Origin of the sequence: Thioclava sp. DLFJ4-1 (assembly GCF_002020145.1) — a bacterium.
GTDB lineage: Bacteria > Pseudomonadota > Alphaproteobacteria > Rhodobacterales > Rhodobacteraceae > Thioclava > Thioclava sediminum.
The window spans coordinates 735,525-759,765 of record NZ_MPZT01000002.1; the positions used below are offsets into that span (position 1 = coordinate 735,525).

Here is a 24,241-nt window from a genome sequence, read left to right on the forward strand (position 1 = left end):
CCCTTTACCGCCGGAGCCCTGTGATTTCAAGAGCGTAAGGCCGGAGCGCGATCACTTCCTTGCCGCAACTGCGAATGAGGTCTGGCGAAGAGCGCCGGGGGCCTATCAGCTCCCGATCACCTGCGTCACGCCGAGACGGATGACCCAGTCCACGAGCGAGAAGAAGATTGCCGTCAGCGCAGCCATCGCCAGCACCATGCCGGTCGTCAGCAGAACTTCGCGGCGGCTCGGCCAAGCCACTTTGCCCGCTTCCGAGCGCACCTGCTGGAGAAACTGGAGTGGGTTTGCCATCGTCGTCGTTCCTTACGCGCCCAATGCGGCGCCCTTGAGCCGAAAATACCGCGCCGCTTTCGGCGCAACTGCCGCCAGATACTTGCTCCCCTCGCGGATTTCAAGGCTGTTGCAGCGCTATGCGCGCGAGCAGACGCCATGCGCCCACTGCAAGCCGGCTTTGATAACGGAAAATCCATCGATGCGCGTGCAACTTAACATCCGACAACCCGCGCGGTCAGCACAGCCGCGATTCGACAGGAGCCATCGATGCCCGCCATCCTCAACCGCTACGCCACGCCGTTCATCACCGGCCTTTTCCTCGTCTCTTTGATTTCAGGAATCGCCTTGTTCTTCCATTGGGGCAGCGCATGGTTCCACGGCATGCATGAATGGCTCTCGATGGTGCTGATCGTGCCGTTCGTACTGCATATCTGGAAGAACTGGCGGCCAATGACCACCTACTTCAAACGCGCGCCGATGGGGCTGGCGCTCGCGCTTTCCGTCGTGGCGGCGCTGGCCTTCGTCCTTCCCGCCGCGACGAGCTCTCAAAGCGGCGCGCGTGGTGGCCCTCCGCAATTCGCGATCGCGCAGGCGCTGTTCGACGCACCTTTGTCGGAGGCCGCGCCCGTGCTCGGCCTCTCTGGCACCGACGCCGCCGCCAAGCTGGACGCCGATGTGACGCAAAGCCTGACGGAAATCGCCTCGGCGCGCGAAAGCTCCGCCGCGACGCTTGCTCAGCAACTGATGGGGCAGCCGCAATAACGGCCCGTCGCGCCGTGCGGGGCATCTCGGGCGGCGCAAGACGGTTGCGACTGTCACGCAATCGACTAGGGTGACTCTACCAAAGGTTGTTTTTCATCAAGGAATTGCATGTCGACTTTCGTTCCGCCGCCGTCAGCCGTCTCCCTGCTCCATCGCCTGCGCGGCTATCGCGGAGCGCTGGAGCGGATCGAGAACGGGAGGGTGGTCGGCTGGATCGCAAAGAAAGGCGACGGCACCCCGCTCGATATCGAAATTCATTGCAATGCCGGGCGGCTCATCTCGGGACGCGCGGCGATGTTCCGCGCCGACCTTGCACAGGCTGGCATCGGCTCGGGCAATCACGGCTTCGCCTTGCCGCTGTCGGCGGCCCTGCAAGAGGCCGCGGGCGGCGAAATCAGCCTCCATATCCCCGGCGGCGGCCCAATCGCCACGCTGTGCTTCGACGCCGACGCGACGCCGCTTCCGAAAGAGAAAGACGCCCTGCATCGCTATATGCATGGCCCGATCATCTCGCTGCGCGCCGCGTCCACCGCGCAGGCGGATATGCCCGACCTGACCGCGCAGCAACCGCTTTTTGCGGCGCGGTCAGCGCATGGCGAAGACCTGCCCGCGCCTCTCTTTTCCTACATCGATTACGCGCGCCATCGCGCGGGCATGGCAGAACAGCTGCCCCTCGATGGCAGCGACGCGGCAGTGTCGGACATCCTGCGCTGGTATCTCGACAGCTACGCCGCGCAGCACCCGTCGCAGCAAATCCCGCTGAGCCGCGCCGCGATCGACTGGCTCAATGCGCAGACCCGCCCCGGCGGACCGAGCCGCGCGATGGACCTCTTCGGTAAGGCCGGCGACCCGGACGCGACCGCATGGGCGCTTCGCGACGCCCCGTCGCTCGGGCTCGGCGATTGTCTCCTCCCCGACAGCCTGATGGAGGCGCTGGCAGAGACGAAAGGTTCCAGCCCCTGGCCGATGACCCGCGGGCTTCTGGGCCTGCGCGAGGCGATCCCGCCGCTCGCGCAATTCTCGCCGAAGACCGAGCGCCAGCGCCGGATGCTGCATGTGCTCGCGATGATCCTCGCGGTCGAGCGGCCCGAGATCCTTCTATTCCTGCCCCGCAGCGAAACGAAAACGCTGCTCGAAGGTGGCCGCCTCTCGGATGTCTGCTCGCAACTGCATCCCGGCCCGCCGATCACACGCGCGCGCTATGCTGCGGCGCTGCGCGAGAAAGGTTTCGACCTCGAGAGCATGTCCTTCCTACGCGCCCCCGGTGGTCACCGCATCACCGCCGCCACGCGCCCCGCCCCCGAGGGCATCCCCGTCGACGTTCAAATCCACGGCCCCTTCGCGAAAGCCTCCGGGTTGGGCCAATCGACGCGGCTGTCACATGACATTTTGTCCCACTGCGACGTCACGCTCAACGCGGTGGAAAGCGCGCGCGACAATCCGACGCCCGCGCAAGATGGGACCAAGACCGCTGCGCCCCGCCCTGCGCGCATCAACCTGCTGCACCTGAATGGCGACGCGGTGCCCCCGGCCTACGCCTTCGATGCCGACTGCTACTCCGGCGCCTACAACATCGCCTATATGCATTGGGAGTTGGACCGCGCCCCTGCCTGTCACCACCTCGCGCTCGACCTTGTCGACGAGGTCTGGGTGCCCTCGGAATACTGCGCCGAGATTTACCGCAAAGAGACCGACACGCCTGTGGTGAATGTCGGGATGTGCTATCCCGAACCGCCCAGCATCGACCGGGGGCACGCCCGCAGCGCCCTGCGCCAACGCAACGATTGGCCCGAGGAAAGCTTCGTCTGCCTCGCCAGTTTCGACAGCTTCTCCTTCGTGCAGCGGAAAAACCCGCTTGGCACGATTCACGCCTTCCGCGAAGCCTTCGCCGAGGATGCGGAGGCGCGCCTGCTGATCAAGACGCAAAATCGTGGCCATGTCTGCGATCCGGCGCAGGCCACGCTCTGGACCGAGATCGACCGGCTCGTCGCAGCCGACCCGCGCATCGCTTTGCTCGACGAGACGCTCGATCACGCGGGGGTGCTGGAGTTGATGGCGGGCGCGGACCTATACGTTTCGCTGCATCGCTCCGAAGGCTGGGGGTTCGGCATGCTCGAGGCGATGGCGCTTGGCGTGCCGGTCCTGTGCACGGGCTATTCCGGCAATCTGGAATTTTGCAACGAGGACACTGCGTGGCTCGTGCCCGCGTCCGAGGTCGAGGTCGCGCCGCAGGACTATCTCTATGTCGAGCCCGGAATGCACTGGGGCGAGCCGGATCACGCCGCCGCGGTCGCCCAGTTCCGCGCGGCGCGCAGCGGCCCGGAGGCGCGCAAGAAAAAGGCGGCGCAGGCCGAAGCCTTCGTGCGCCGCCACTTCTCTGCCGATGCGATTGCCGCGCGCTACAGTACCCGCCTGGCCGAGATTTTCACCCGGCTCGACGGGGCGCGCAAACCGCTCGCCCGCCCCGCCGAATAAGCGTCACACCCAGCGCCCGATCGCGGTGACGCTCAGGTCGCAGCTTTCACCGCTGAGGAAACTCGCGCCATTCGCGGCGTAGACCACGGCGCGCGCGCCCGAGCTTGTGACGCCCTCGACCCCCGCGAAAGAGATCGCGCCCGCGCCAATGGCGCTGCCCGCCGCGAGGCTATCCGCATCGAGCGCGACACTCAGAGAGGGCGCCTGCGCGAATTGCGCCGGATAGGCCCAATCCTGCTTGAGCGCCCAATTCGCGACGTAAGTAAGGCTCACCTGGGACGAGCAAATCTGCGTGCCATCGGCAAAGCGGATGTAATCGCCCGAGGCGGTGCTGCCCTGCTCGATCACGGCGCCCGTCGACACGCCGCCGACCTGCGCGACCGTGCCGACGACACCACTGCCCGTCAGCGTCCCGTCGATCACCGCGCCTTGCGGCATCGCCGCGCGCCCGGTGGCCGCGTCGATGCGCAGCCCCTCGAACCATGTCGCGCCATCCGCGCTCACCTTGATCGCGAAATCGTCGCTGCCCGCCAGCCCCATCTCGGCCCGGCCCGACCAGTTTGACTGGAACAGAAGGCTCGCCGTCTCGCCCGCCGCCGCCTTGTTCAGCTTGAGCCGATGGCCTGCCCCGGCATGGCTCAGAAGTGTGGCCTCCGCCGCGACGGAAAGCCGGTTCATCGGGTCATAGCCGGTCATGATCCCGACCCCGTCGAGCTGGCTCAACTCCGGCAACGGCGGCACGCCCCAAGCGCCCGCGGTGAAAACCAGCTCCACCGCCTCATCCAGCACGAACGCGCGCCAGCCCTCGCGCGGGGTCAGGAATTGCCACGCCCCGGCCGCAAAGATCGCGAGCGCCCCGTCCTGCCCCGCCCATGCGCCCAGCGCCCCGGTCGGCAACAGATACCGCGCCCCCTCGGACGGACCGATCGGCGGTTCGGTGACGCGGCGCGCAATCACCGCAAGCTGCACGAGCGCGTCGAGCCATTGCAGCGCCTCGTTATGGGTGACGTGTTTCTGGGCCTGGCTGCCAAGGATAAGCGGCAGCGCGAGATTGGCGGTCTGATCGGACATCGGGAGTTCCTGCGCTGGGTTGCGATGGAGGCCGACGATAGGAACCCGGCGTTAACCGTGTTTGAGAGCGGCGCACGGTGCTTGCCTGTCCGCCCCCCTCCCCCTAGGTTCGGCCCAATTTCAACGGCGCAGCATTCGAGGACATATGGCACCGAAATTTGGCACCAGCGGCCTGCGCGGCCTCGTCACCGAACTGACCGACGCGCTGGTCACCGATTACACCCGCGCTTTCATTTCGGCCTGTCCGCAGGGCGAAGCCGTCCATGTCGGCTGGGACCTGCGTCCCTCCTCCCCCGCAATCGCCGAGACCGTCATCGCCGCGATCCGCGCCGCTGGCCTCACCGCCATTCGCGAAGGCGCACTTCCCACGCCCGCTCTGGCGCTCGCCTCGATGGGAGCGGGCAATTCGGCGATCATGGTCACCGGCAGCCACATTCCCGCCGATCGCAACGGGCTGAAGTTCTATGTCCCGCATGGCGAGATCGCGAAGGAAGACGAGGCCGCGATCCTCGACCGGCTCGGTCAGGACCATCCAGCAGCCGAGAAGCCCGGCTCCGAAATCCCGGGGACGGACAGCGCGGCACGCTACATCGCGCGCTATGTCGACGGGTCCGGGGCGGACGCCCTCGCAGGGCTGCGCATCGGCGTCTATCAACACAGCTCGGTCGCGCGCGACATCCTCGTCACCGCGGTGAAGGCGATGGGCGCGACGGCTGTGCCGCTCGCACGTTCTGACGTTTTCATCCCCGTCGATACCGAGGCGGTTGATCCCGAGACCCGCAAAACCCTGCAAGGCTGGTGCGCGGAACATGGGCTCGATGCGGTTATCTCGACCGATGGCGATGCCGACCGTCCGATGCTGAGCGACGAGACCGGCACGCTGATCCCCGGCGACGTGCTGGGCGCGCTGACCGCGCGGCTTCTCGGGGCGAAAATCCTCTGCACGCCGGTCTCCGCCAATACGATGGTCGATACGATGCCCGATTTCGACAGCATCCAGCGCACGAAGATCGGCTCGCCCTTCGTGATCGCCGCGATGGAGGCCGCGCGCGATGCCAATCCCACCGCGAAGGTCGTGGGTTACGAGCCCAATGGCGGCTTCCTCCTGGGCTTCACCGCAACGGGTCCAGCGGGGCCGATTGCGCCGCTCGCGACGCGCGATTGCCTGCTGCCGATCATCGCGCCGCTTGTTGCAGCGAAACAGGCCGGCACCGCCCTCAGCGGCCTCGTCGCCCAGCTTCCCGCCCGTTTCACCGCTGCCGACCGGGTCGCCGAAGTCCCGACGGACCGCTCGCGCGCCTTCATCGACCGCCTTGCCGACGACCCAACCGCCCGGGCAGAATTCTTCAGCGATTTCGCCCCGGCCAAACAGATCGACCGCACCGATGGGCTGCGCCTGACCTTCCCCTCGGGCGAGATCGTCCATCTGCGCCCCTCGGGCAACGCCCCCGAATGCCGTTGCTATGCCGAAGCCGCAACACCGGAGCGCGCACAGGCCCTCGTGGCGCGCTATCTTGAAGCGCTACGAACTGAACTCGCCTAGCCCGAGACGTCGAACATCCCGTCGGTGAACAGGCCGAGATCGGCATCGATGAACTCGACCGTGACGCCCTGATCGGTGAAGGTCACGCCGGAGCCCGCCTCGACCATATGGCTGCGGGCTTCGGCGGCAGAGCTGTAGTTGAAGCCATCGAAGCTCAGCCGATCCCAGGGCTCGATGTCGATAATGACGTGATGCCCGTCCTCATCGGCGCGGAAGACGAACTGATCCGCCATCGCACCGCCCTGCAGCAGATTGTACCCCTCGCCGCCATCGAGTTGATCCTCGAAGCCGAAAGAGCGGAACCAATCGATCTGCGGCTGCGCCGTCTGGGTGATCATCTCGGGGCTTTGCGCAAATGAGGCGACCACCTTCTCGCGGGTGTAGCCCCCGCTGTCGAGCTGATCGACCCACCATGTCAGCCCCTCGCTATCCGGCGCGCGCCCCAAGACGTTCTGATAGAGAAGCGAGACGAAACCGGCATCGTCGAGATTGCCATAGGTCGACGTGAATTCGGGCGAATTGACGAAGCCGGAGACGACATCGAGAAACTCCATCCCGTCCGCCTGCATCTCGCTCCAATACATCATCCCGCCAAGGTTCGGCTCGCGCCCCAGCGTCGCTTGATACAAACGGAACACGTCATCGGTGAAATCCGTCTGCGCACTGGCATGGCTCAGCATGAGCGTGTCGATCTCTGTCGAATCCCGAAATTCCGGGCTTTCCGAAAATCCCAAAACAATCTCCTCCCGACTTTTTACCCCCTGATCCAGCTGGTCGAGCCAATAGGTCAGCCCCCCGTCATCGGGGTCCCGATCCAGAACATTCTGGTAAAGCAGCGTCAGGAACTCCGCGTCGCTCGTCTCCGCGTAGTTCGACTGGAATTCCGGCGAGTTGATGAACCGATCCGCAACCTCCTGCAGTTCGACCGCGCCGCTCGACAGAAGGTCCGTCCAATAGTGCAGACCGTTCCCATCGGGCGCCCGGTCAAGCGTCGCCTGATAGACCCGGAACACCTGTGCCGCGAACGGGTCGTAGCTGCGATCGATCCGCCCGCCATTGAGCAGATCATCGCCCGCCATGCCTTGCAGGATATCCGACCCGTCATTGCCGACGAGCAGATCATCGCCGCCGCGCCCGTCGATCAGATCGCCCTGCGCGGTACCTTCCTTGTGGATATCGCCAACCTCGAGCGGGTTGATCGCGGAATGCCACAGATCGCGCAGCTCCGAGGTTTCGAAATCCGCGGCGCTCAGGCTTGAGCCGTCCGCGGTATTCACGATCACCCGCTCATCGCCGATCCGGATATCCGCCCCCGTCGCGGTCGGGGCGATATCCAGAGCCTCCTTGGTGTAGAACCACGCCATGCTCGAGAGGTCGAGCCGATCGATGCCGGGCTCGTAATCCATGATGAAATCGGTTCGCCCGTCCGCGTCGAGCACGAACACATCCTGCCCCTCGCCGCCCCAGAGAGAATCGGCGCCACCGCCATCTTGCAGTATGTCCGCCCCCGCCCCGCCACGGATTTGGTCATCGCCAGCGCCACCGGAAATCTGATCGTTTTCGACGCCTCCGTTCGCGGTGTCGCCGCCATCGCCAAGCTTCAGCGCCAGACCGTCAGGGCCCAACTCCACCTTGATATGGCTGATCCCCATCCCCTGATCGCTCACGCTCGCGGGCACGTCGCCCGCCACGAAAATATCGAGCCCGGTCGCACCGGCGATCATCGCCGCCGCAGCTGGATCAGACAGCGCGGTTGCTAGCCCGTCCGCCAGCGTCCCGATCTGGACCAGTTTGCCGCCGGGCAGCAGCGTGAGCAGGCTGACCCCGTCATCGGCGCCTCCGGCCAGCACATAAACCTGATCGCCCATCGTCACGGTTTCGAGCGTCGTCACGCCGTCGAACCGCGTGCCCAGATCGTCATTGATCTGATCGGTGACCTCCATCCGCCCGCCCGGACCAAGCGCCACGACAGAGATCGAGCTTGTGCCCGCCGCCCCCAGAAGCGCGTAGGCCTGTCCGCCCACCTGGATCGTCTCGATCGAATTCGGTGTGTTGATGAAGAGGCCGTCGCGCGCATCGATCTGACTGGCGATTTGCAGCTGTGCCTGCGCATCGAGCGCGAGCGTGGTCAGCGAATTATCCGTCACCGACGCCGCAAGGATATACTGCGCGCCCTCGATCTCGACCGTGTCGAGCGCATGGACGTCATTCTCTGACCAGACCTCGCCCGCGATGCCCTGCGCGATCTCGGTCATCCGGCCTCCAGCACCCATCTGCCAGACATGCAGCCCGCTGCCATGCGACAGGGCCCCGACGAAAAAGCTCTGCGCGTCGAGTTTCAGCGGCGCGATCGCAAGCACCGCACCGGGCGCGACCGCCCCCGGCAGCGTGAATACATCGCTGATTCCGCCGTCATTCTGGTTCAGCCAGACCGCCTGAAACGCGCCCGACGCCGAACCGGTCACCATCAAGGCAGGGCTGCCATCGATCGAAACCTCGGTCAGCGTCCCGGCTGCATCCAGCCCCGCACTCTCGCTCAGATAAGCCAGATCGCTCGAATTCAGCCGCGCAGTCAGCGGAATCTGCGAGATACCGCCCGGCGCATTCGAAATCGAATAGAGCGTCGGCCCCGTCTCGCCCTGCACGAGAAGCAGGTCGGTGATCGACGTCAGGAAATTTTCCGCGCCATTCGTAACAGTCGCGACCGGCACCAATTGAGGCATAGTCACCTCCGCTTTCCATGTTCACACTGTCTCAAATGTGAGGCGTGGCTGGGCACGGAGCGCGGAGGAAAAGCGGCCCAAAAAGGGCTTTCTCTCAATATTTTAATAGAATGCGACGGCTCACAGCGCCCAGCTCAAAGCATGTTGCGTTCGTGGCAGGTAATCGCGGCGTTGAGATCGTCGAAAAACTCAAGCCGCCCACGCTCCAGCACCGCGCCGCAATCGCAAATCTCGCGCAACTGGTTCATCGAGTGGCTGACCACGACAGCCCCGGCGTCTTTCAGACGGTCGCGAAACAGGGCCGCGCTCTTCTCGCGAAACGCGGCATCGCCGACCGCCGTAATCTCGCCGACGAGATAGGTGTCGAAGCTGATCGCCATCGACGCCGCAAACGCCAATCGCGCGCGCATCCCGGAAGAATAGCTGCGCAGCGGCATCCGGAAATGCGCCCCGAGCTCGGCGGTCGCCTCTACGAAAGCCACCATCTCATCGGTATCCACCCCGTAGATCCGCGCGATGAAGCGGCAATTCTGCGCGCCCGTCAGATCATTGTGAAACGAGCCCGCGAAGCCCACCGGGAACGACACGCTGCCCCGCGCAATCACCCTCCCGCGATCCGGACGCGCGGTACCTGCGATCATCTGCAGCAGCGTCGACTTTCCGGCCCCGTTTCTCCCCAGCAAAGCGACGGATCGCCCGCTTGGAAAGCTCGTGCAAATATTGCGCGCCACGACCTTCTCGCCACCGGGAACGCGGAACCTCTTGCTGAGATTTTGCAGCCGGATCATCGCCGTTACCGACGGTCCCGGATCGCGTAGCCCACCAGGATGCCAATCGCCCAAAGCAAAACGAGGCTACCCGCGATCAGCGCCAGAAGCGTTTCGCGCCGTGCATATTCGGCACTTTCCGCAAGGGTCGGCGCCATGAATGTTGCGAGAAAGCGGCTTTTCCGGCGCGCCTCGGCCTCCGCCGCATCATAGCTTGCGCGCGTCGCCGCATAAGCACGCTCTGAGAATTCGCGCTCCGCCATAAGCCGCTCTTACTCGCCGACGATGCTCGCGAAAGCCTCTTCCTGGGAGCCGCCATCGATCCCAAGCTTGCGGCGCTCCGCCCCGATTCTGTCCTCGATCACCGCAAGTCGCCGCTCCGCCTGCTTCAACCGCGGGTCCGTCCCGCTGCGCACCGTGCCGCGCAGCAGATCACTCTCGATCATCACCTGCGCCTGCTGTTCGAGCAGCGACCCCAGCACCCCCGCCTGACTCTGCAAATCCATCTCCGGACTGATCAGTTGGTGGCGATTGCGGAAAGTGGTGAGCGCCGTTCGCGCCGTCGTCAGACGCGCCTCGGCGCGCCGCAACTCTCCGCGCGCATGGCGAATCGCATCCTCGCGCGCCGCGTTGCTGAGCCGGTTAATCATCGCAGAGCTTTGTGCCATCAAGGTCTGCGCGATCCGCTGTGCCGCGCCCGGATCGAAAGCGCGCACCTCAATGTCGAGCAGCCCCGCGCCCGCCCCGTGCCGCACATGAACCATGCGGTTCCAATAGGCGACAAGCTCCTCCAGAGTGGCGTCGCCAGGAAGCCCGAACACCGGATCGGATCGATCGCGCGACCAGATGGCCGTCAGATCGAGCGCATCATCGATCTGCGCAACAAGGCTCGGGCTTTGAATGAATTCATAGAGAATGTCGGTGTCGCTCGAAGACGCGCCCGACAGGCTGGACAGACCGCCGAAAAGATCGAGCGCCGGCGCCATTTCCTCCCGCTGAACCGTGAAGCCGACGCGTGAAACGAACTGATCCGCCGCCTGCGCGTAAAGATAATACGCCGCCACCAGAACCGGCGCGATCACCAGCGCCAGGAAGCTTAACGCCACAGTCTGGTGCCGCCGCCGCCAGCGCGCCTTGCGTGCGGGGGGCGCGTATGCGCTCGGCATCGGCCGGAGCGGCACTGGCACTTCGCGCAATCCGGCCCCCTTCGCGAGGACGGGCGTCGGCTGCGCAGGCTCGTTAACCGCGTGTTTCACAATTGGCTCCACTATCGGTCGCGTCAGGTTCCAGCGAACACGATCCGAATTGAAAACCGGTAAACGAGGCTCGAAATGTTCTCCTCCCGCGCGGCGCACATCCCGGCCCGGTCCTTTCCGGCGCTTCGTGCCATCGGCGCGCTCATTCTGCGCGAGATCTCGGCAAGCTACGGTCGCTCACCGGGGGGCTATCTTTGGGCGTTGCTCGAGCCGATCGGCGGCGTCGCATTGTTGACGCTGTTCTTTTCGCTGACCTTTCACGCCCCGCCGCTCGGGGCCAGTTTCGCCCTTTTCTACGCGACGGGCTTACTGCCATTCATGTTGTTTTCAGACGTTCAGTCGAAGGTCGCCAACGCACTCACCTACTCGCGCGCGCTCCTCGCTTATCCGACTGTGAGCTTTGCCGACGCGCTCATCGCACGGCTCGTTCTGAATGCGCTGACGAAACTTGTTGTTTCTTACCTCGTCCTTCACGGATGCCTCCTGATTCTCGACACCCGCGCGAGCCCAGATCCGCTGCGTATCTTCGAAGCGGCAGGTCTCGCCGTATTACTGTCCTTCGGGATCGGCACCCTTAATTGCTACCTCTTTCTGCGCGCGCCGGTCTGGCAGCAGATATGGTCGATCCTGATGCGACCGATGTTCCTGATTTCCGGAGTCTTTTTTCTCACCGACCAGTTGCCGCGCTGGGCCGCGGATACCCTTTGGTTTAACCCGCTGGTCCATGTGATCGGCTATCTGCGGCGCGGCTTTTTCCCGACCTATCAGCCCGACTATCTCTCTGGGTTCTACGTCATCGGCGTGTCGCTCGTGGCGCTGGCCCTTGGCCTTTTGGCCCTCAGGATGAGCTACCTGGATCTTCTCGCAAGGTGAACGATCTGGGCCGCGGCGTTTGATCTCGCGGCGCTCCAAGGAGCGCGGTCCGCCACCGATGAGAACGGTCCTCGCCCAGAAGGACACCGAGCCGCTCCGCTATGGACGCGTCGAGTGCAACGAACTCGGCACCCTCGGACAACGGTTTTGAAAGAAGTCGTCCCGCAAACGCGCGCAATTCACCGAGATCATCAAGCGGCGCTGGTCCGCGTTCGATTTCAGGATGATACGGATATGGCGCCGTCCAGAGCGGGTCGTCGAATATTTCCTCCGCTTGAACGGCGGGTAAGACGCGCTTGAGCTCTCGACGATGGCTCTGTGCAAGCCGCTGCAGTGTCTCGACGTGATGTGGCGCGATCGCCCACGCGCGGCGCAGCGTGGGGCCGTTCGCCATTTGCCGTTGCAATACAAACTCGATCTCCGCGCGATGGCTGTCCGGCCGAAAACGACGATTGCGCAGCAAAAAACCAAACTGTGCTGCGCTGCCCGTGCTGTGGCACAGTCCGATCGCGTAGCCCGGCGTTCCCAGCAAAGCGTCGGCGAAGGTGACCACATCCTGCTTTGCCGGTGTGACCTGCAGTCCTACGTTGGGAATGCGCGCCCAGGCTGCGAGATCTCCGCCAAAGCTGAACGGGACACGGCGGGACGAAAGCCAATCGTCGAAGCGGGGCCGGCTCCAGACACCCCATTGCCAGAACGCCGCGTTCATCCACGTTAGGGGCGGACGCAGAAAGGCCAGCACGGTCACGGGCGGATGGCCGAGGTCAGAAAGTAACTGCGTGAAGAAATCGGGCCGACGAATCCAGCCCTCATTCGAGAAGAACGGGATATAGCCGCGCCGCCGCGCGCGTGCGATCTCGCGCAAGACGAAATCGCCGAGAGATTTCGCCGCGACCTCGCGGCCGGGATCGGGCATCGAGACATAGCCATAGGGAGATAGCGCTGCGGCGCGGCGCACGGCCCTCCCACGCAACGGCATGAGTTTGCCGCCCACCCGCACCGCGCCGATATAGCGCACACGCAAACCGGTGCGCGATGGTCGGTCCGGTTCCGCGCTCCATGCTGATTGAAGGGCCGAACTGCCGCATTTCGGGGCGCCTATATGGAAGATCGCATGACTGTCTTCGAACGTCATGCCACCCACCTCTGCATAGCGGGCGCCCCGAGGAGACGATCGATGTCTATATCCGATGGCCACCGTGGCCCCGGCAAGACATCCCCCTGTGCGCCTGCAGCTCTGACCGCTTCAGCTTGAGCGCCAAGGTCGAAACAATACACGGGCAGGCCGGTGGCGAGCGCCTCATGCGTGGTGAAGGAAAAGGTCTCCGGCCAGAGCGATGGGATCAGCCATCGCTCAATTCCGTAGCGCACGATCAGCATCTGCAAATCTAGGAGCTCAAACGGGCCGTGCACGTGGTTCGGCGCGCTCAAATGAAACCGCGGGTCGAGATTTCCCAACAGGACCAGCCGCGCGCGGCCATTGGCGGCGAAGGTCTCGCCCAGAGCTTCGACAACTGCGGCACCTTTGTGGACGCCGATATGACCAAGCACGCCGACAACAGAGCCCGCAGCGCAGGAAACTGCCTGGGGGCCAGGAGGCGGCCGGATGAGAGCCGCAGGCCGAGCCACATCATGCGGTTTGCACTCGATCTTATGCGCGAGATCGGGGCGGGCCGAAGCCACAATTTCTGCGGAGCTGCGCGAGAAAACTTGCAATCGCGTTGCGCTGGTCAGTGCCGCGCCCCACGCGCTTTCCCAATCCGAGAGTTCGTCGGTTGAAGAGCGCCGAGACGACTTTCGAGACTTGGCCCGAGGGCCGATGTACTCGGGGATCTCGCGCAAGCTGTTTGGCGCACGCAGGAGCGTGTAGGCCTCGCTTAGGGGCAAGTAGTCGTGAAACAGGATATCGAGCCGCTGCCCCGCGGATAGTTCCGTAAGCAGCGCGGGTATCTCGAGCGGGCTCGGATGGCCAACGCCGCAGGAATAGATGACGTGGCGATCCGGCAGAAGCTTCAGCAGGGATAGCACTACCGCGCGATCCGATGTCTCGACCGTGCTCAGGCCTAGCGGGTCGTGAAGCTCGATGGACCAGCGCACGGGCCCACCGACGCGAAAAACGACGCACCGTCGGCCGGCGCGAAGCTCCGAGGCGATTTCTTTGCGCAACCACATCTCCGCCCCACCCCCGAGGGAATGTCCGAGCCAGATCTTGATCGGCTCGGTTTGCAGTGCTCCCGCTCGGGCCAGGGCGAGCGCGAAACGCGGGGCCCCCAGCGGATCGCTGGTTAGAAAACGATCGACGGCGCGCGGATAGCTTGGATAGCGCCTCTCGATCTTCGCCTGATTGGCGTCCAGTAGCTTTCGCCGCGCCGCCGCACCGAAGGAGGCGCTACCGCGATGCTCCACGAAGAGCGAGCCGATCCCGATATGCCGCCCCCCGAGCCGCCTTACTTTCTGACACCAATCCGTCTCCTCCCCGTAGCCGCGCCCAAACGCAGGGTCGAATTGCGGAAGCTTGACAAGAAAGCGCGGTGCGAGCGCCATGCAAAAGCCGATCCCTGTCGGCAGCTCGGCGCGCGCCTGCACCGGGTTCATGCGCGCGGCGACTGCATCGATCTGATCGACGGCCCCGGGCGGTAAATCGCTCCGCGCTCCGGCTGTCGGCACGGACAATATCTGCGCGTCATTCGACATTGGCGTGACGCTTGCGACCTGCGGATCGGAAAGCGGAGCAACAAGCCGCGACGCCCAGCCCACAGGCACGAGGGCATCGGAATTCAGCAAGACTACGGGGCGCTCGGGAAAGCGCCTGAGCGCCACCTCGAACCCGCGATTGACCGACGCGACAAAGCCGAGATTTGCGTCATTTTCCAGAAGCGTCACATTGGCCCGGCCAGCACACCAATCGCGCAGAAACGGCCGCATCTCGGGATCGGTCGAGCGATCCTCGATCACAATCAGATGCCAGTCGAGATCGGTGTGCTGCACGACGCGGGCGAGCGCCTCGCGCAGCAGCGCCCGCGCATTGAACACGGGCACCACGATTACGATCGCGGGGAACGTGGACGGCTCAGTCGGCGCCGTGGCGCGGAGCAGGTCGGGCGGCAGGGTCACGCCCCGCGACTGCCCCACGAAACCGAGCGCGGATTTCACGCGAACCCCCGCGGCACTGTCGCCATGGTGTCGCCAGCGCCAGATATCGCGGGCATGACGGGCGATTCGCCACAGGAACACCGGGGCAAGACGCAGCTGCCCCCATGCGAGGCGAACCCTGCCGATCGGCGGCAAAACCCAGCTTTCCTCACCCTGCCCATCGGCATCCGTATCGGGAATGGCCAGTTCCACCTTGCCGGGCCAGAAAGGCACGTCGAAGGCAAACTTCGCCGGCCCCGACGCATCAGGTTCGAGCGCGCAGCGCTGCGCCACGCCCCCCAACCGCAAAATCACCTCGCGCGCATCGATTCGCCCTTCCAGACGAAGACGGTTGCCGCGGAAATCGTAGCGCGTGACCTGCAGCCCCCGAGCCGCCGCGCGCGGCCCCAGATCCGGCACCCTTCGCGAAATCCGGAGATTCGCATCCACATATCGCTGAAAGACCCGGAAAATTCTGCCAAGCACGACGGTTCCTCGCGACAGCGCCCAAAACCGGCGTCGGAGGACGCCACTTCAGGAACGTTACGCGAACGAACGTAAATTTTCAGGAAACGGCTGGCAGGGGCAGAGGGACTCGAACCCGCGACCCTCGGTTTTGGAGACCGATGCTCTACCAACTGAGCTATACCCCTAGGCCGTGGCGTGGGTGCTAAAGTCTCACGCGACCGAAATCAAGTGCCTTTCCACCGATCTTTCGCATTTCCCCGCCGAAGAAATCGCCGTGGAACGCATGCCGGGCGCAGATCGTTTTTCTCCCGAACCTGCGCAAGCTGCGCCTCAAGGAAAGGAAAGCAAATGCCCAAGATTTCCGAAGCCCGTATTCTGATCATGGCTACCGACGGTTTCGAGCAAGCCGAGTTGACCGTTCCGCGCGACAAGCTGACCGAGGCTGGCGCGCAAATTGACCTCGCCTCTCTCGACGGTGAAGACATTCGAGGCTGGGACGAGACCGACTGGGGCGAGACCGTTTCGGTGCAGTGCAAGATCTCGGACGTCGTCGCCTCCAACTACGATGCGATCGTTCTCCCCGGCGGTCAGATCAACCCCGACCTTCTTCGCGTCGAAAAAAGCGCGCTGGATCTCCTGCGCAGCTTCTACGACCAAGGCAAGGTGGTCGCCGCGATCTGCCACGCGCCATGGCTCCTGATCGAGACCGGCATCGCCAAGGGGCGCAAAATGACCTCGTATCACTCGGTCCGCACCGATGTCGAAAACGCCGGCGGCGACTGGGTGAACGAATCCGTGGTGTCCGACAATGGCGTCGTCACGTCGCGCAACCCGAACGATCTGGACGATTTCGTCGCCAAGATCATCGAAGAGATTCAGGAAGGCCGCCACATGCGCGAGGCCGCCTGATCTCGAGAGACTATCGCTTCCTGCGCTTCGAATAAAGGCGCAGGAAGCCCATTACGATCAACTGCGCGGCGACGATCACCACGCAGACGATTACCAGATAATTGAACGCATTGTCGGAGTTCAGCCCCGGCATCCCGCCAATGTTGACCCCGAACAGACCGGTAAGAAACCCGAGCGGCAGGAAGATCGTCGACACGACCGACAGCACGAAAGTGTTGCGGTTGACCCGGTCCGAGAGTTGGCTCGACAGTTCTTCGCGAAGCACCTGCGCCTGATCGCGCAGCTCGTCCATATCTTCCGAAATCCGCGTCATCTTCAGCGCTTCTTCCTCGATCTCGCGCCGCGTGACCTCGTCGATGATCGGGCTCGCCGCCTGTGTCAGACGGATCAACGCCTCGCGTTGCGGCGCGAGGTAACGCCGCGCCGCAATCACCTGCAGCCGCAAATCCAGAACATCGTGGCGCATGTGATCGGCCTGCCCGCCATAGACCTGATCTTCCAACGCCTCGGCACGCTCGTCCAACTCGGTCTGGAACACCCCGATATTGCCGACGATATCCTCGGTCAGTCGCACGAGGAACGTTCCCGCATCGCTGGGCCCTTTGCCGTCGCGGATCGCCGCGTTCATTCCTTCGATCGCGCGCACCCGCTTGCGCGAAATCGTCAGGATGCGCTGCCGGTCGAGATACATCCGCAGCGAGACCATATCCTCGGGGTCTTCGCCCTCGTTGAAGTTGATCGCGCGCAGGATCACCAGAAGCCCCTCGCCGATCTGACTCATCCGCGGGCGCGTATCGACGTCGAGCAACGCCTCCACCGCTTGCGGGTCCAGGTAATCCAGCTCCTCGCGAATCCAGCGCTGCGCCTGCGGATGCGTCCCGTCCAGATGCGCCCAGGCGAGCCGCTCGTCCCGCAACGCCTCGACGATGTCGGCAGGCCCGTCGGGATCGGGCGCACCCGTCAGGATATGCGAGAAGAGGATCGGGCTGTTGGTCATCCGGGCTCCGGGAGAATTCGTCGCGTTGCCCAGAGCCTAGCGTCGTTGCGCGCAGCGGCAAGCCTCTCGCTCAAGGTGCGTGTTCGGCCAGCGCCGCCACATCGCCCGCCTCCAGCGCGGGCAACGCCCTCTGGATCGCCTCCACCGGCCAGTCCCACCATGCCAGATCGAGCAATCGTGCAATCTCATCGGTGCTGAACCGGGACCGCACCACGCGCGCCGGATTGCCCGCGACGATGGCAAAGGGCGGCACGTCTTGCGCGACAACCGAGCCAGCCGCCACGATCGCCCCCGCCCCGATGCGCACACCAGGCATCACCATCGCATTGAAGCCGAGCCAGACATCCGGCCCGATCACGGTGTTGCCGATCGCGGCATTCTCCTCGAGATATTTCCCGGCCGTCTCCATGTCGAAAATCCGAAACGGATAGGTGGTGATCCCGCCCATCGGGTGATTGGCCGAAGCGGTGATGAAGCGCACCCCATGCGCGATCTGCGCGAAGGGCCCGATCACCAGCCGCTCGGGGCAGCCGGGATAGAGGTAGGGCGCAAGCTCCGCCGCCGCGTCCGTCACGGGGACAAGCGGGCTGTAATAGGCATAGCGACCGACCTCGATATTGGGATGATCGATCACCGCCTGCAGGAACACGGTCGGTTCATGCGGCGTGCCATCGGGCAGAAGAACGGGATTACGGGTATCGGGCGCAGGAAAGCGCCGCGGCAGCGGATAGGCAGACATGGAGAGACCTCTCTCGATCAGAGTTTCAGGGAAACGGGATCAGAAAAGGGTCTTGTCCATCGGAGCCTCCATCATGCGCTTCATCAGTCTAGCGCAAGCGACGGGGCCGCGCCAGCCGCCCGCTTACAGCTTGCGCGCAAGCCAGCCCTTCACCGCCTCCGCGATCTGCTCCGCCGCCTCCGGGTCGAGGTGGAAATGGTGGTCGCCCGCGATCTCGTTGCTCTCGTAATCGGCGATGAGCTCGCCCCCCCACTGCGCCAGCTCCGCCGTGCCCTCGCGCTGCGCCCGGATCCCGTCCCCGGCCCAGATGTTAAGGACCGGCGCCCGGATCGCCCGCAGCACCGCCTCCACATCGTCGCGGTCGAGCTTCACCGCCGAGCTCGCGAACAGCCGCCGGTCGCCGCGCAGATGCCAGCCCTCCGGACCTTCTTCCAGCGCACGCTCCGCCAGCGCCTCGGCCACCGCGCGCGCATTGCCCTGCCCCGCGCGGCGCGCGATATAGTCCTCACGCGTCGGGAAACTGCGCGCGGGCCGCGCCGCCTGCGTTGGCACCTCGGTCAGATAGGCGCGCAGCGTTGTGACGAAATCCTGCGCCACCGGCTCGGGGACCAGCGAATCGAGCGCGATGACCCCGCGCACCCGCTCCGGCATCGCCGCCGCCAGCAGCGCCGAGATATTGGCGCCGCGCGAATGGCCCAGCAGCACGCAGTCCTCCCAGCCCAGAGCGTCGAGCACCCGCTGGATCTGCGGCAGGTCGTCCCAGATATTGTAGCTCGCATGGGCCGCGCGATGCCCGCTCAGGCCCTGCCCGCTCAGATCGAGCGCGACGACGTGGCAGCGCTCGAGCCGCGGCGCGAGTTCGGCGAAGCTTCCCGCATGATCCATCCAGCCGTGCAGCGCCAAGACCGGCAGGCCATCCCCGGAGCCCCATTCGAGCCCCGCGATCCGCAGCCCGTCCACATCCCAATGGCACGCGCGTGCCGCAGTTGCCTCTGCCATGTCCCGCATCCTCCCCCATGGTCCGCCCTGCAGAAGACCTAGCGCGACATGCCCGCGATTACGACCACCCGCACACACCCCCTACGCAAAGCAAAAGGGCCGCCCAACCGGGCGGCCCTTCGCAATTCGCTATGATCCGAGGATCACGCGATGATTTTGGAGACGACGCCGGCGCCGACGGTGCGGCCGCCTTCGCGGATTGCGAAGCGCAGACCGTCTTCCATCGCGATCGGGGCGATCAGTTCGACTTCGAACTTCAGGTTGTCGCCCGGCATCACCATCTCGGTGCCCTCGGGCAGCGTCACGGTGCCGGTCACGTCCGTCGTGCGGAAGTAGAACTGCGGACGGTAGTTCGCGAAGAACGGGGTGTGACGGCCACCTTCCTCTTTGGTGAGGATGTAGGCTTCTGCCTCGAACTTCGTGTGCGGCTTCACCGAACCCGGCTTACACAGAACCTGACCACGCTCGACGCCGTCACGGTCCACACCGCGCAGCAGCGCGCCGATGTTGTCGCCAGCTTCACCACGGTCCAGCAGCTTGCGGAACATCTCGACGCCCGTGCAGGTCGTCTTCGTGGTGTCGCGGATACCCACGATTTCCAGTTCCACGCCGACGTTGATCACGCCACGCTCGACGCGGCCGGTCACAACCGTACCGCGGCCCGAGATCGAGAACACGTCTTCGATCGGCATCAGGAAGGGCTGGTCCACGGCGCGCTCCGGCGTCGGGATGTAGCTGTCGACAGCTTCCATCAGCGCGCGGATCGAGTTCTCGCCGATTTCCGGGTCGCGGCCTTCCATCGCGGCCAGAGCCGAACCCTTGACGATCGGGATATCGTCGCCGGGGAAGTCGTAGGACGACAGAAGTTCGCGAACTTCCATTTCCACGAGCTCGAGCAGCTCCTCGTCGTCGACCTGGTCAACCTTGTTCAGGTACACGACCATCGCCGGGATGCCGACCTGACGGCCGAGCAGGATGTGCTCGCGGGTCTGCGGCATCGGGCCGTCAGCTGCGTTCACAACCAGGATCGCGCCGTCCATCTGCGCGGCACCCGTGATCATGTTCTTCACGTAGTCGGCGTGGCCGGGGCAGTCGACGTGCGCGTAGTGACGCGACTCGGTCTCGTATTCCACGTGTGCGGTCGAGATCGTGATGCCGCGGGCTTTCTCTTCCGGCGCGCCGTCGATCTGGTCATACGCGCGGAAATCACCGAAATACTTCGTGATCGCAGCCGTCAGCGTCGTCTTGCCGTGGTCAACGTGGCCAATCGTGCCGATGTTGACGTGCGGTTTGTTACGTTCAAACTTTTCCTTTGCCATCTCGCGGGGCGCCTCTGGTTAGGGGGCCGCTAGCAGCGAGCCCGAGTCAATATCGCGCGCTACCTATTGCGCTGGCGGGGAAAAATCAAGCCCGGAATGCAGGGTTTCCCCTGTCTGTGTTCGCGGTTTCGCTTGGGCAGCGACCGGCGCCGCACTACCATCTCTCCATGGATTACGCTGCGACAGACGACACCCACCGCCTTCCGGCCCGTGCGCCCCTTGCCGAGCATCCGCTGGGCATCTTCGCGAGCTTCCGCGCCGCGCGGCGCAACCTGTTGGAAATCATACCGGAACTGGCGACCCATGCGCCGATCATCTCGGGCAATACCGGGGCGCGCTGGCATATGGTGATGGACCCAGACAGCCTGCGCCACATCCTCAAGACCCGCGTCGAGGATTATCCGAAATCGGTGGTGACCAAGCTCATTCTCGGCCCTGCCGTAGGGGAAGGACTATTCGTCGCCGAAGGGGCCGAATGGCGGTGGCAGCGCCGCGCCGCCTCTCCGGTCTTCGCCGCGCGCAACATGGAGGCGCTCGCCCCCGTCATGGGCGCCGCAGCGGAGGCCTCTGCCGCACGCATCAGCACCGCCGCCGACACCGGCCGCGCGGTGGACCTGCATCAGGAAATGGTGGCCGCGACCTTCGAGGTGATCTCGGACGTGACCTTCTCCGGCGACGAGGGTTTCGACCGCGCCGCGATCCACCGGGCGATCGACGCCTATATCGCGCAGACGGCGAAGGTCTCGCTTCTCGACCTCTTCGCCCTGCCCGCCTGGGTGCCGCGCCCGCATCGGGTGATCTCCTCGGGCGTCGTGCGCGACCTCAAGCGCCATGCCGACCGCGCGATCGAGGCCCGGCGCGCGGGCGAGGCGAAAGCGGTGCCCGACCTTCTGGACCTGCTCGACGGCGCGCAGGACCCCGAAACCGGCCGCGAGATGAGCCCGGCCGAGCTGCGCGACAACCTGCTGACTTTCATCGTCGCAGGCCACGAGACGACCGCGCTGACGCTCGCCTGGGCGCTCTATCTCTGCGCCTTCGACCCGGAGGTGCAGGAGGCCGCCCGCAGCGAGGCGCAGGCCGCGCTCGGCGCGCGCGCGGCGACCGTCGACGACCTGCCGAAGATGCCCCTCGTCGCGCAGATCGTGAACGAAAGCCTGCGCCTCTACCCGCCTGCGGGCTTCCTGTCGCGCACGGCGCGCAAACCCGACAGCCTTCTGGGGCGCGAGGTGCGCGCGGGCGACACGGTGATGCTGCCGATCTACGCGCTGCACCGCCACCATGCGCTATGGGAAGACCCGCATGCGTTCCGCCCGGATCGTTTCGCCAACCCGACGCATGACCGCTTCGCCTTCTTGCCCTTCGGGGCCGGGCCACGCATCTGCATCGGCGCGGGCTTCGCGATGCAAGAGGCGCAGATCATCCTCGCCACGCTCCTCGCCCGGTTCCGCTTCACCGCCGTGCCGGGGCGCGAGCCTGTGCCGGAGATGATCCTGACCACGCGCGCAAAGGGCGGCATCTGGCTGACAGCGGAGCGCGCGTGACGGGCGAGAGCAAACACTCACCCTTCGCCTTGGCAAAAATATCCCGGGGGTGAATTGCCCGACAGGGCAAGAGGGGGCAGCGCCCCCTGCCGGATCGCCCGGGCCTGCCCGGACGATCCCTCAGGCAAAGCCTCAGGTGAACCTGTTGTCCCGCGGGAAGCCACGCGGCGCCATGCGGCCCGCCGAAGCCCGCTTGCCGGTCCATTCGGCGAGATCGGTCTCGGTCCGGGTGCGGCCCGCCGGATCCTTCCAGCTCAGACCATCGGCCAGGGTGAAGGTCTTCGCATCGCTCAGCCCTCCATCCTTGTATTTCTGCAACCGGACGCCCTTGCCGCGTGCCATCTCGGGCAGTTCTTCAAGCGCAAAGACCAGCAGCTTGCGGTTCTGACCGACGCAGGCGACCGTATCGCCGTCGATCTTCGAACAGACGGTGGTTTTCGCCGCGCCCTTCATGTTCAGAACCTGCTTGCCCGATTTGGTCTGCGCCACGAGCTCCTCGCCCGGACAGACGAAGCCGTCGCCATCCGAGGAGGCCAGCAGATATTTCTCGCCCGCCTTCGGCAGCAGCAGATGGGTCACCTCCGCCTCGTTCGGCAAATCGACCATCAGCCGTAGCGGCTCCCCCATGCCGCGCCCGCCGGGCAGGTTTGCCCCCAGCACGGTATAGGCACGACCGTTCGAGCCCATCGCGACGATCCGGTCCGTGGTCTCGGCATGCATGGCGAACATCGGCCCGTCGCCATCCTTGAACTTCACCTCGGCATCGAGCGCGTTGTGGCCCTTCATCGCCCGGATCCAGCCCATCTTCGACAGGATAACGGTGATCGGCTCGCGCTCGATCATCGCCTCGATCGGCACTTCCTCGACCTCGCCGGCCTCGGCGAAGCCGGTGCGCCGCGCGCCGCCTTCGGCATTGCGGCCGAATTTCTTGTCGATGTCCTGCAGCTCACCGCCGATCGTCTTCCATTGCAGCTTTTCGGAGGCGAGCAGGTCTTCGAGCCCCGAGCGCTCTTCGATCAGCGCATCACGCTCGCGCTTGAGCTCCATTTCCTCGAGCTTGCGCAGACTGCGCAGGCGCATGTTGAGGATCGCTTCGGCCTGCACGTCGGACAGCTCGAACTCGGCCATCAGCATCGCCTTGGGCTCGTCCTCGTAGCGGATGATCTCAATCACCCGGTCGAGGTTCAGGAAGGCGATGATATAGCCTTCGAGCACTTCGAGACGCGCGTCGATCTTGTCCATCCGGTGCTGCGAGCGGCGCAGCAGCACCTCGCGCCGGTGATCGAGGAAGGCACGCAGCACCTCCTTGAGCGAGCAGACCTTCGGCACCCGCCCGTCGATCAGCACGTTCATGTTGAGCGAGAACCGGACCTCCAGATCGGAGTTCTTGAACAGCATCCCCATGAGCATCTCGGGCTCGACGGTGCGCGATTTCGGCTCCAGCACGATGCGGATATCGTCGGCGCTCTCGTCGCGCACATCGGCGAGTGCAGGAACCTTACGGGTCTGGATGACTTCGGCCAGACGCTCGATCAGCTTGGACTTCTGCACTTGGTAAGGAATCTCGGTGACAACGATCTGCCATTGACCGCGGCCCAGTTCCTCTTTCTCCCAACGCGCCCGCAGGCGGAACGCGCCGCGGCCCGTGCGATAGGCGTCGCGGATATTGTCGGGCGGCTCGACCAGCACGCCGCCGGTCGGGAAATCGGGGCCGGGAATATGCTCGACCAACTCGTCATCGGTGATTCCGGGGCGCTTGATCATCTCCAAAAGCGCCTCGACCAGCTCGCCGAGATTGTGCGGCGGGATATTCGTGGCCATGCCGACCGCGATGCCGCTTGCGCCATTGGCTAGGAGATTCGGGAAGGCGGCGGGCAGCACGACCGGCTCGGTCAGCGTGCCGTCGTAGTTCGGGCGGAAATCGACTGCGTCTTCGGCAAGACCTTGCAAAAGCGCCTCAGACGGGGAGGCCAGACGCGCCTCGGTGTAACGCGAAGCTGCCGGGTTATCGCCGTCGATATTGCCGAAATTGCCCTGCCCGTCGACGAGCTTGTAGCGCATCGCGAAATCCTGCGCGAGACGCGCCATCGCGTCGTAGATCGCGGCATCGCCGTGGGGGTGGTAGTTCCCCATCACGTCGCCCGAGATTTTCGCGGATTTCCGGAAACCGCCGGTGGGCGACAGCTTCAGCTCGCGCATCGCGAAGAGGATGCGCCGATGCACCGGCTTCAACCCGTCACGCGCATCGGGCAGCGCCCGGTGCATAATCGTCGAGAGCGCATAGGTCAGATAGCGCTCGCCGATCGCGCGGCTCAGCGGTTCGGAACTGGTGGAGAGGGGATTTTCTTCGTCACTGCTCATACGGATTTACTAAAGCCGCACCCGATCCCGGTC

19 protein-coding genes and 1 tRNA gene are annotated in these 24,241 nt (G+C 64.8%); 6 read left to right on the top strand and 14 right to left on the bottom strand.

Annotated elements, in window-relative coordinates; all coding sequences use genetic code 11:
* Positions 1 to 105: 105 nt before the first annotated feature.
* A complete protein-coding gene (secE, locus tag BMI85_RS08750; RefSeq protein WP_075773824.1) occupies positions 106 to 291 on the bottom strand; it encodes a preprotein translocase subunit SecE in 186 nt (61 codons plus the stop codon).
* A 249-nt stretch (positions 292 to 540) separates the two neighbouring features.
* Here secE and BMI85_RS08755 point away from each other — a divergent pair, with 249 nt between their 5' ends.
* Both BMI85_RS08755 and BMI85_RS08760 read left to right on the top strand, forming a co-directional pair.
* Positions 541 to 1,035 carry a DUF4405 domain-containing protein gene (locus BMI85_RS08755; RefSeq protein ID WP_078542968.1) on the top strand — a complete coding sequence of 165 codons (495 nt, stop codon included), beginning with the start codon at positions 541 to 543 and terminating at the stop codon, positions 1,033 to 1,035.
* Positions 1,036 to 1,143: 108 nt separating this feature from the next.
* Positions 1,144 to 3,510, top strand: a complete 2,367-nt coding sequence (locus tag BMI85_RS08760; protein ID WP_078600756.1) for a glycosyltransferase — start codon at positions 1,144 to 1,146, stop codon at positions 3,508 to 3,510.
* A 3-nt stretch (positions 3,511 to 3,513) separates the two neighbouring features.
* Here BMI85_RS08760 and BMI85_RS08765 read toward each other — a convergent pair whose 3' ends face one another.
* A complete protein-coding gene (locus BMI85_RS08765; protein ID WP_078600758.1) occupies positions 3,514 to 4,581 on the bottom strand; it encodes a DUF2793 domain-containing protein in 1,068 nt (355 codons plus the stop codon).
* Between the two features lie 145 nt (positions 4,582 to 4,726).
* Here BMI85_RS08765 and BMI85_RS08770 point away from each other — a divergent pair, with 145 nt between their 5' ends.
* Positions 4,727 to 6,124, top strand: a complete 1,398-nt coding sequence (locus BMI85_RS08770; RefSeq protein ID WP_078600760.1) for a phosphomannomutase — start codon at positions 4,727 to 4,729, stop codon at positions 6,122 to 6,124.
* Here the strand turns inward: BMI85_RS08770 and BMI85_RS08775 are convergent.
* From BMI85_RS08775 to BMI85_RS08790, 4 genes are all read right to left on the bottom strand, one after another.
* A complete protein-coding gene (locus BMI85_RS08775) occupies positions 6,121 to 8,847 on the bottom strand; it encodes a DUF4214 domain-containing protein (protein ID WP_078600762.1) in 2,727 nt (908 codons plus the stop codon). The genes BMI85_RS08770 and BMI85_RS08775 overlap by 4 nt on opposite strands.
* Positions 8,848 to 8,981: 134 nt before the next feature.
* Entirely contained in the window at positions 8,982 to 9,635 is a 654-nt protein-coding gene (locus BMI85_RS08780; protein ID WP_078600765.1) for an ABC transporter ATP-binding protein, read from the bottom strand.
* Positions 9,636 to 9,640: 5 nt separating this feature from the next.
* Positions 9,641 to 9,877, bottom strand: coding sequence for a hypothetical protein (locus BMI85_RS08785; protein ID WP_078600767.1), 237 nt, complete (start codon positions 9,875 to 9,877; stop codon positions 9,641 to 9,643).
* 9 nt (positions 9,878 to 9,886) lie between these two features.
* Positions 9,887 to 10,969, bottom strand: coding sequence for a hypothetical protein (locus BMI85_RS08790; protein WP_143595029.1), 1,083 nt, complete (start codon positions 10,967 to 10,969; stop codon positions 9,887 to 9,889).
* On the opposite strand from BMI85_RS08790, the gene BMI85_RS08795 reads away from it, so the two are divergent.
* The gene (locus BMI85_RS08795) at positions 10,946 to 11,743 is read left to right on the top strand and encodes an ABC transporter permease (protein WP_078600771.1); all 798 of its coding nucleotides are present in this window, start codon (positions 10,946 to 10,948) and stop codon (positions 11,741 to 11,743) included. The two genes, BMI85_RS08790 and BMI85_RS08795, sit on opposite strands and share 24 nt — an antisense overlap.
* Here BMI85_RS08795 and BMI85_RS08800 read toward each other — a convergent pair.
* From BMI85_RS08800 to BMI85_RS08810, 3 genes are all read right to left on the bottom strand, one after another.
* Entirely contained in the window at positions 11,709 to 12,878 is a 1,170-nt protein-coding gene (locus tag BMI85_RS08800; protein ID WP_078600773.1) for a hypothetical protein, read from the bottom strand. The genes BMI85_RS08795 and BMI85_RS08800 overlap by 35 nt on opposite strands.
* Entirely contained in the window at positions 12,875 to 15,325 is a 2,451-nt protein-coding gene (locus BMI85_RS08805) for a glycosyltransferase (protein WP_210402328.1), read from the bottom strand. Before BMI85_RS08805 ends, BMI85_RS08800 begins: the two co-directional genes overlap by 4 nt.
* A 127-nt stretch (positions 15,326 to 15,452) precedes the next feature.
* A tRNA-Trp gene (locus BMI85_RS08810) sits at positions 15,453 to 15,528 on the bottom strand.
* A 163-nt stretch (positions 15,529 to 15,691) separates the two neighbouring features.
* On the opposite strand from BMI85_RS08810, the gene BMI85_RS08815 reads away from it, so the two are divergent.
* Positions 15,692 to 16,252, top strand: coding sequence for a type 1 glutamine amidotransferase domain-containing protein (locus tag BMI85_RS08815; RefSeq protein ID WP_078600777.1), 561 nt, complete (start codon positions 15,692 to 15,694; stop codon positions 16,250 to 16,252).
* A 10-nt stretch (positions 16,253 to 16,262) separates the two neighbouring features.
* Here the strand turns inward: BMI85_RS08815 and BMI85_RS08820 are convergent, their stop codons facing one another.
* The 4 genes from BMI85_RS08820 to tuf form a co-directional block, all read right to left on the bottom strand.
* Positions 16,263 to 17,249 (bottom strand): zinc transporter ZntB, encoded by a 987-nt coding sequence (locus BMI85_RS08820; RefSeq protein ID WP_078600779.1) that lies wholly within the window; start codon positions 17,247 to 17,249, stop codon positions 16,263 to 16,265.
* Positions 17,250 to 17,319: 70 nt separating this feature from the next.
* Entirely contained in the window at positions 17,320 to 17,988 is a 669-nt protein-coding gene (locus BMI85_RS08825; RefSeq protein WP_078600781.1) for a CatB-related O-acetyltransferase, read from the bottom strand.
* 123 nt (positions 17,989 to 18,111) lie between these two features.
* Positions 18,112 to 18,987, bottom strand: a complete 876-nt coding sequence (locus BMI85_RS08830; protein WP_143595030.1) for an alpha/beta fold hydrolase — start codon at positions 18,985 to 18,987, stop codon at positions 18,112 to 18,114.
* Between the two features lie 143 nt (positions 18,988 to 19,130).
* A complete protein-coding gene (gene tuf, locus BMI85_RS08835; RefSeq protein WP_078600785.1) occupies positions 19,131 to 20,306 on the bottom strand; it encodes an elongation factor Tu in 1,176 nt (391 codons plus the stop codon).
* Positions 20,307 to 20,473: 167 nt separating this feature from the next.
* Between tuf and BMI85_RS08840 the strand changes: the two genes are divergently transcribed.
* Complete coding sequence (locus BMI85_RS08840) at positions 20,474 to 21,847, top strand: cytochrome P450 (protein WP_078601118.1); 1,374 nt, start codon at positions 20,474 to 20,476, stop codon at positions 21,845 to 21,847.
* A 132-nt stretch (positions 21,848 to 21,979) separates the two neighbouring features.
* Here BMI85_RS08840 and parC read toward each other — a convergent pair whose 3' ends face one another.
* Positions 21,980 to 24,208: a DNA topoisomerase IV subunit A gene (gene parC / locus BMI85_RS08845; RefSeq protein WP_078600786.1), complete on the bottom strand. Its 2,229-nt coding sequence runs from the start codon at positions 24,206 to 24,208 to the stop codon at positions 21,980 to 21,982.
* Positions 24,209 to 24,241: the final 33 nt, after the last annotated feature.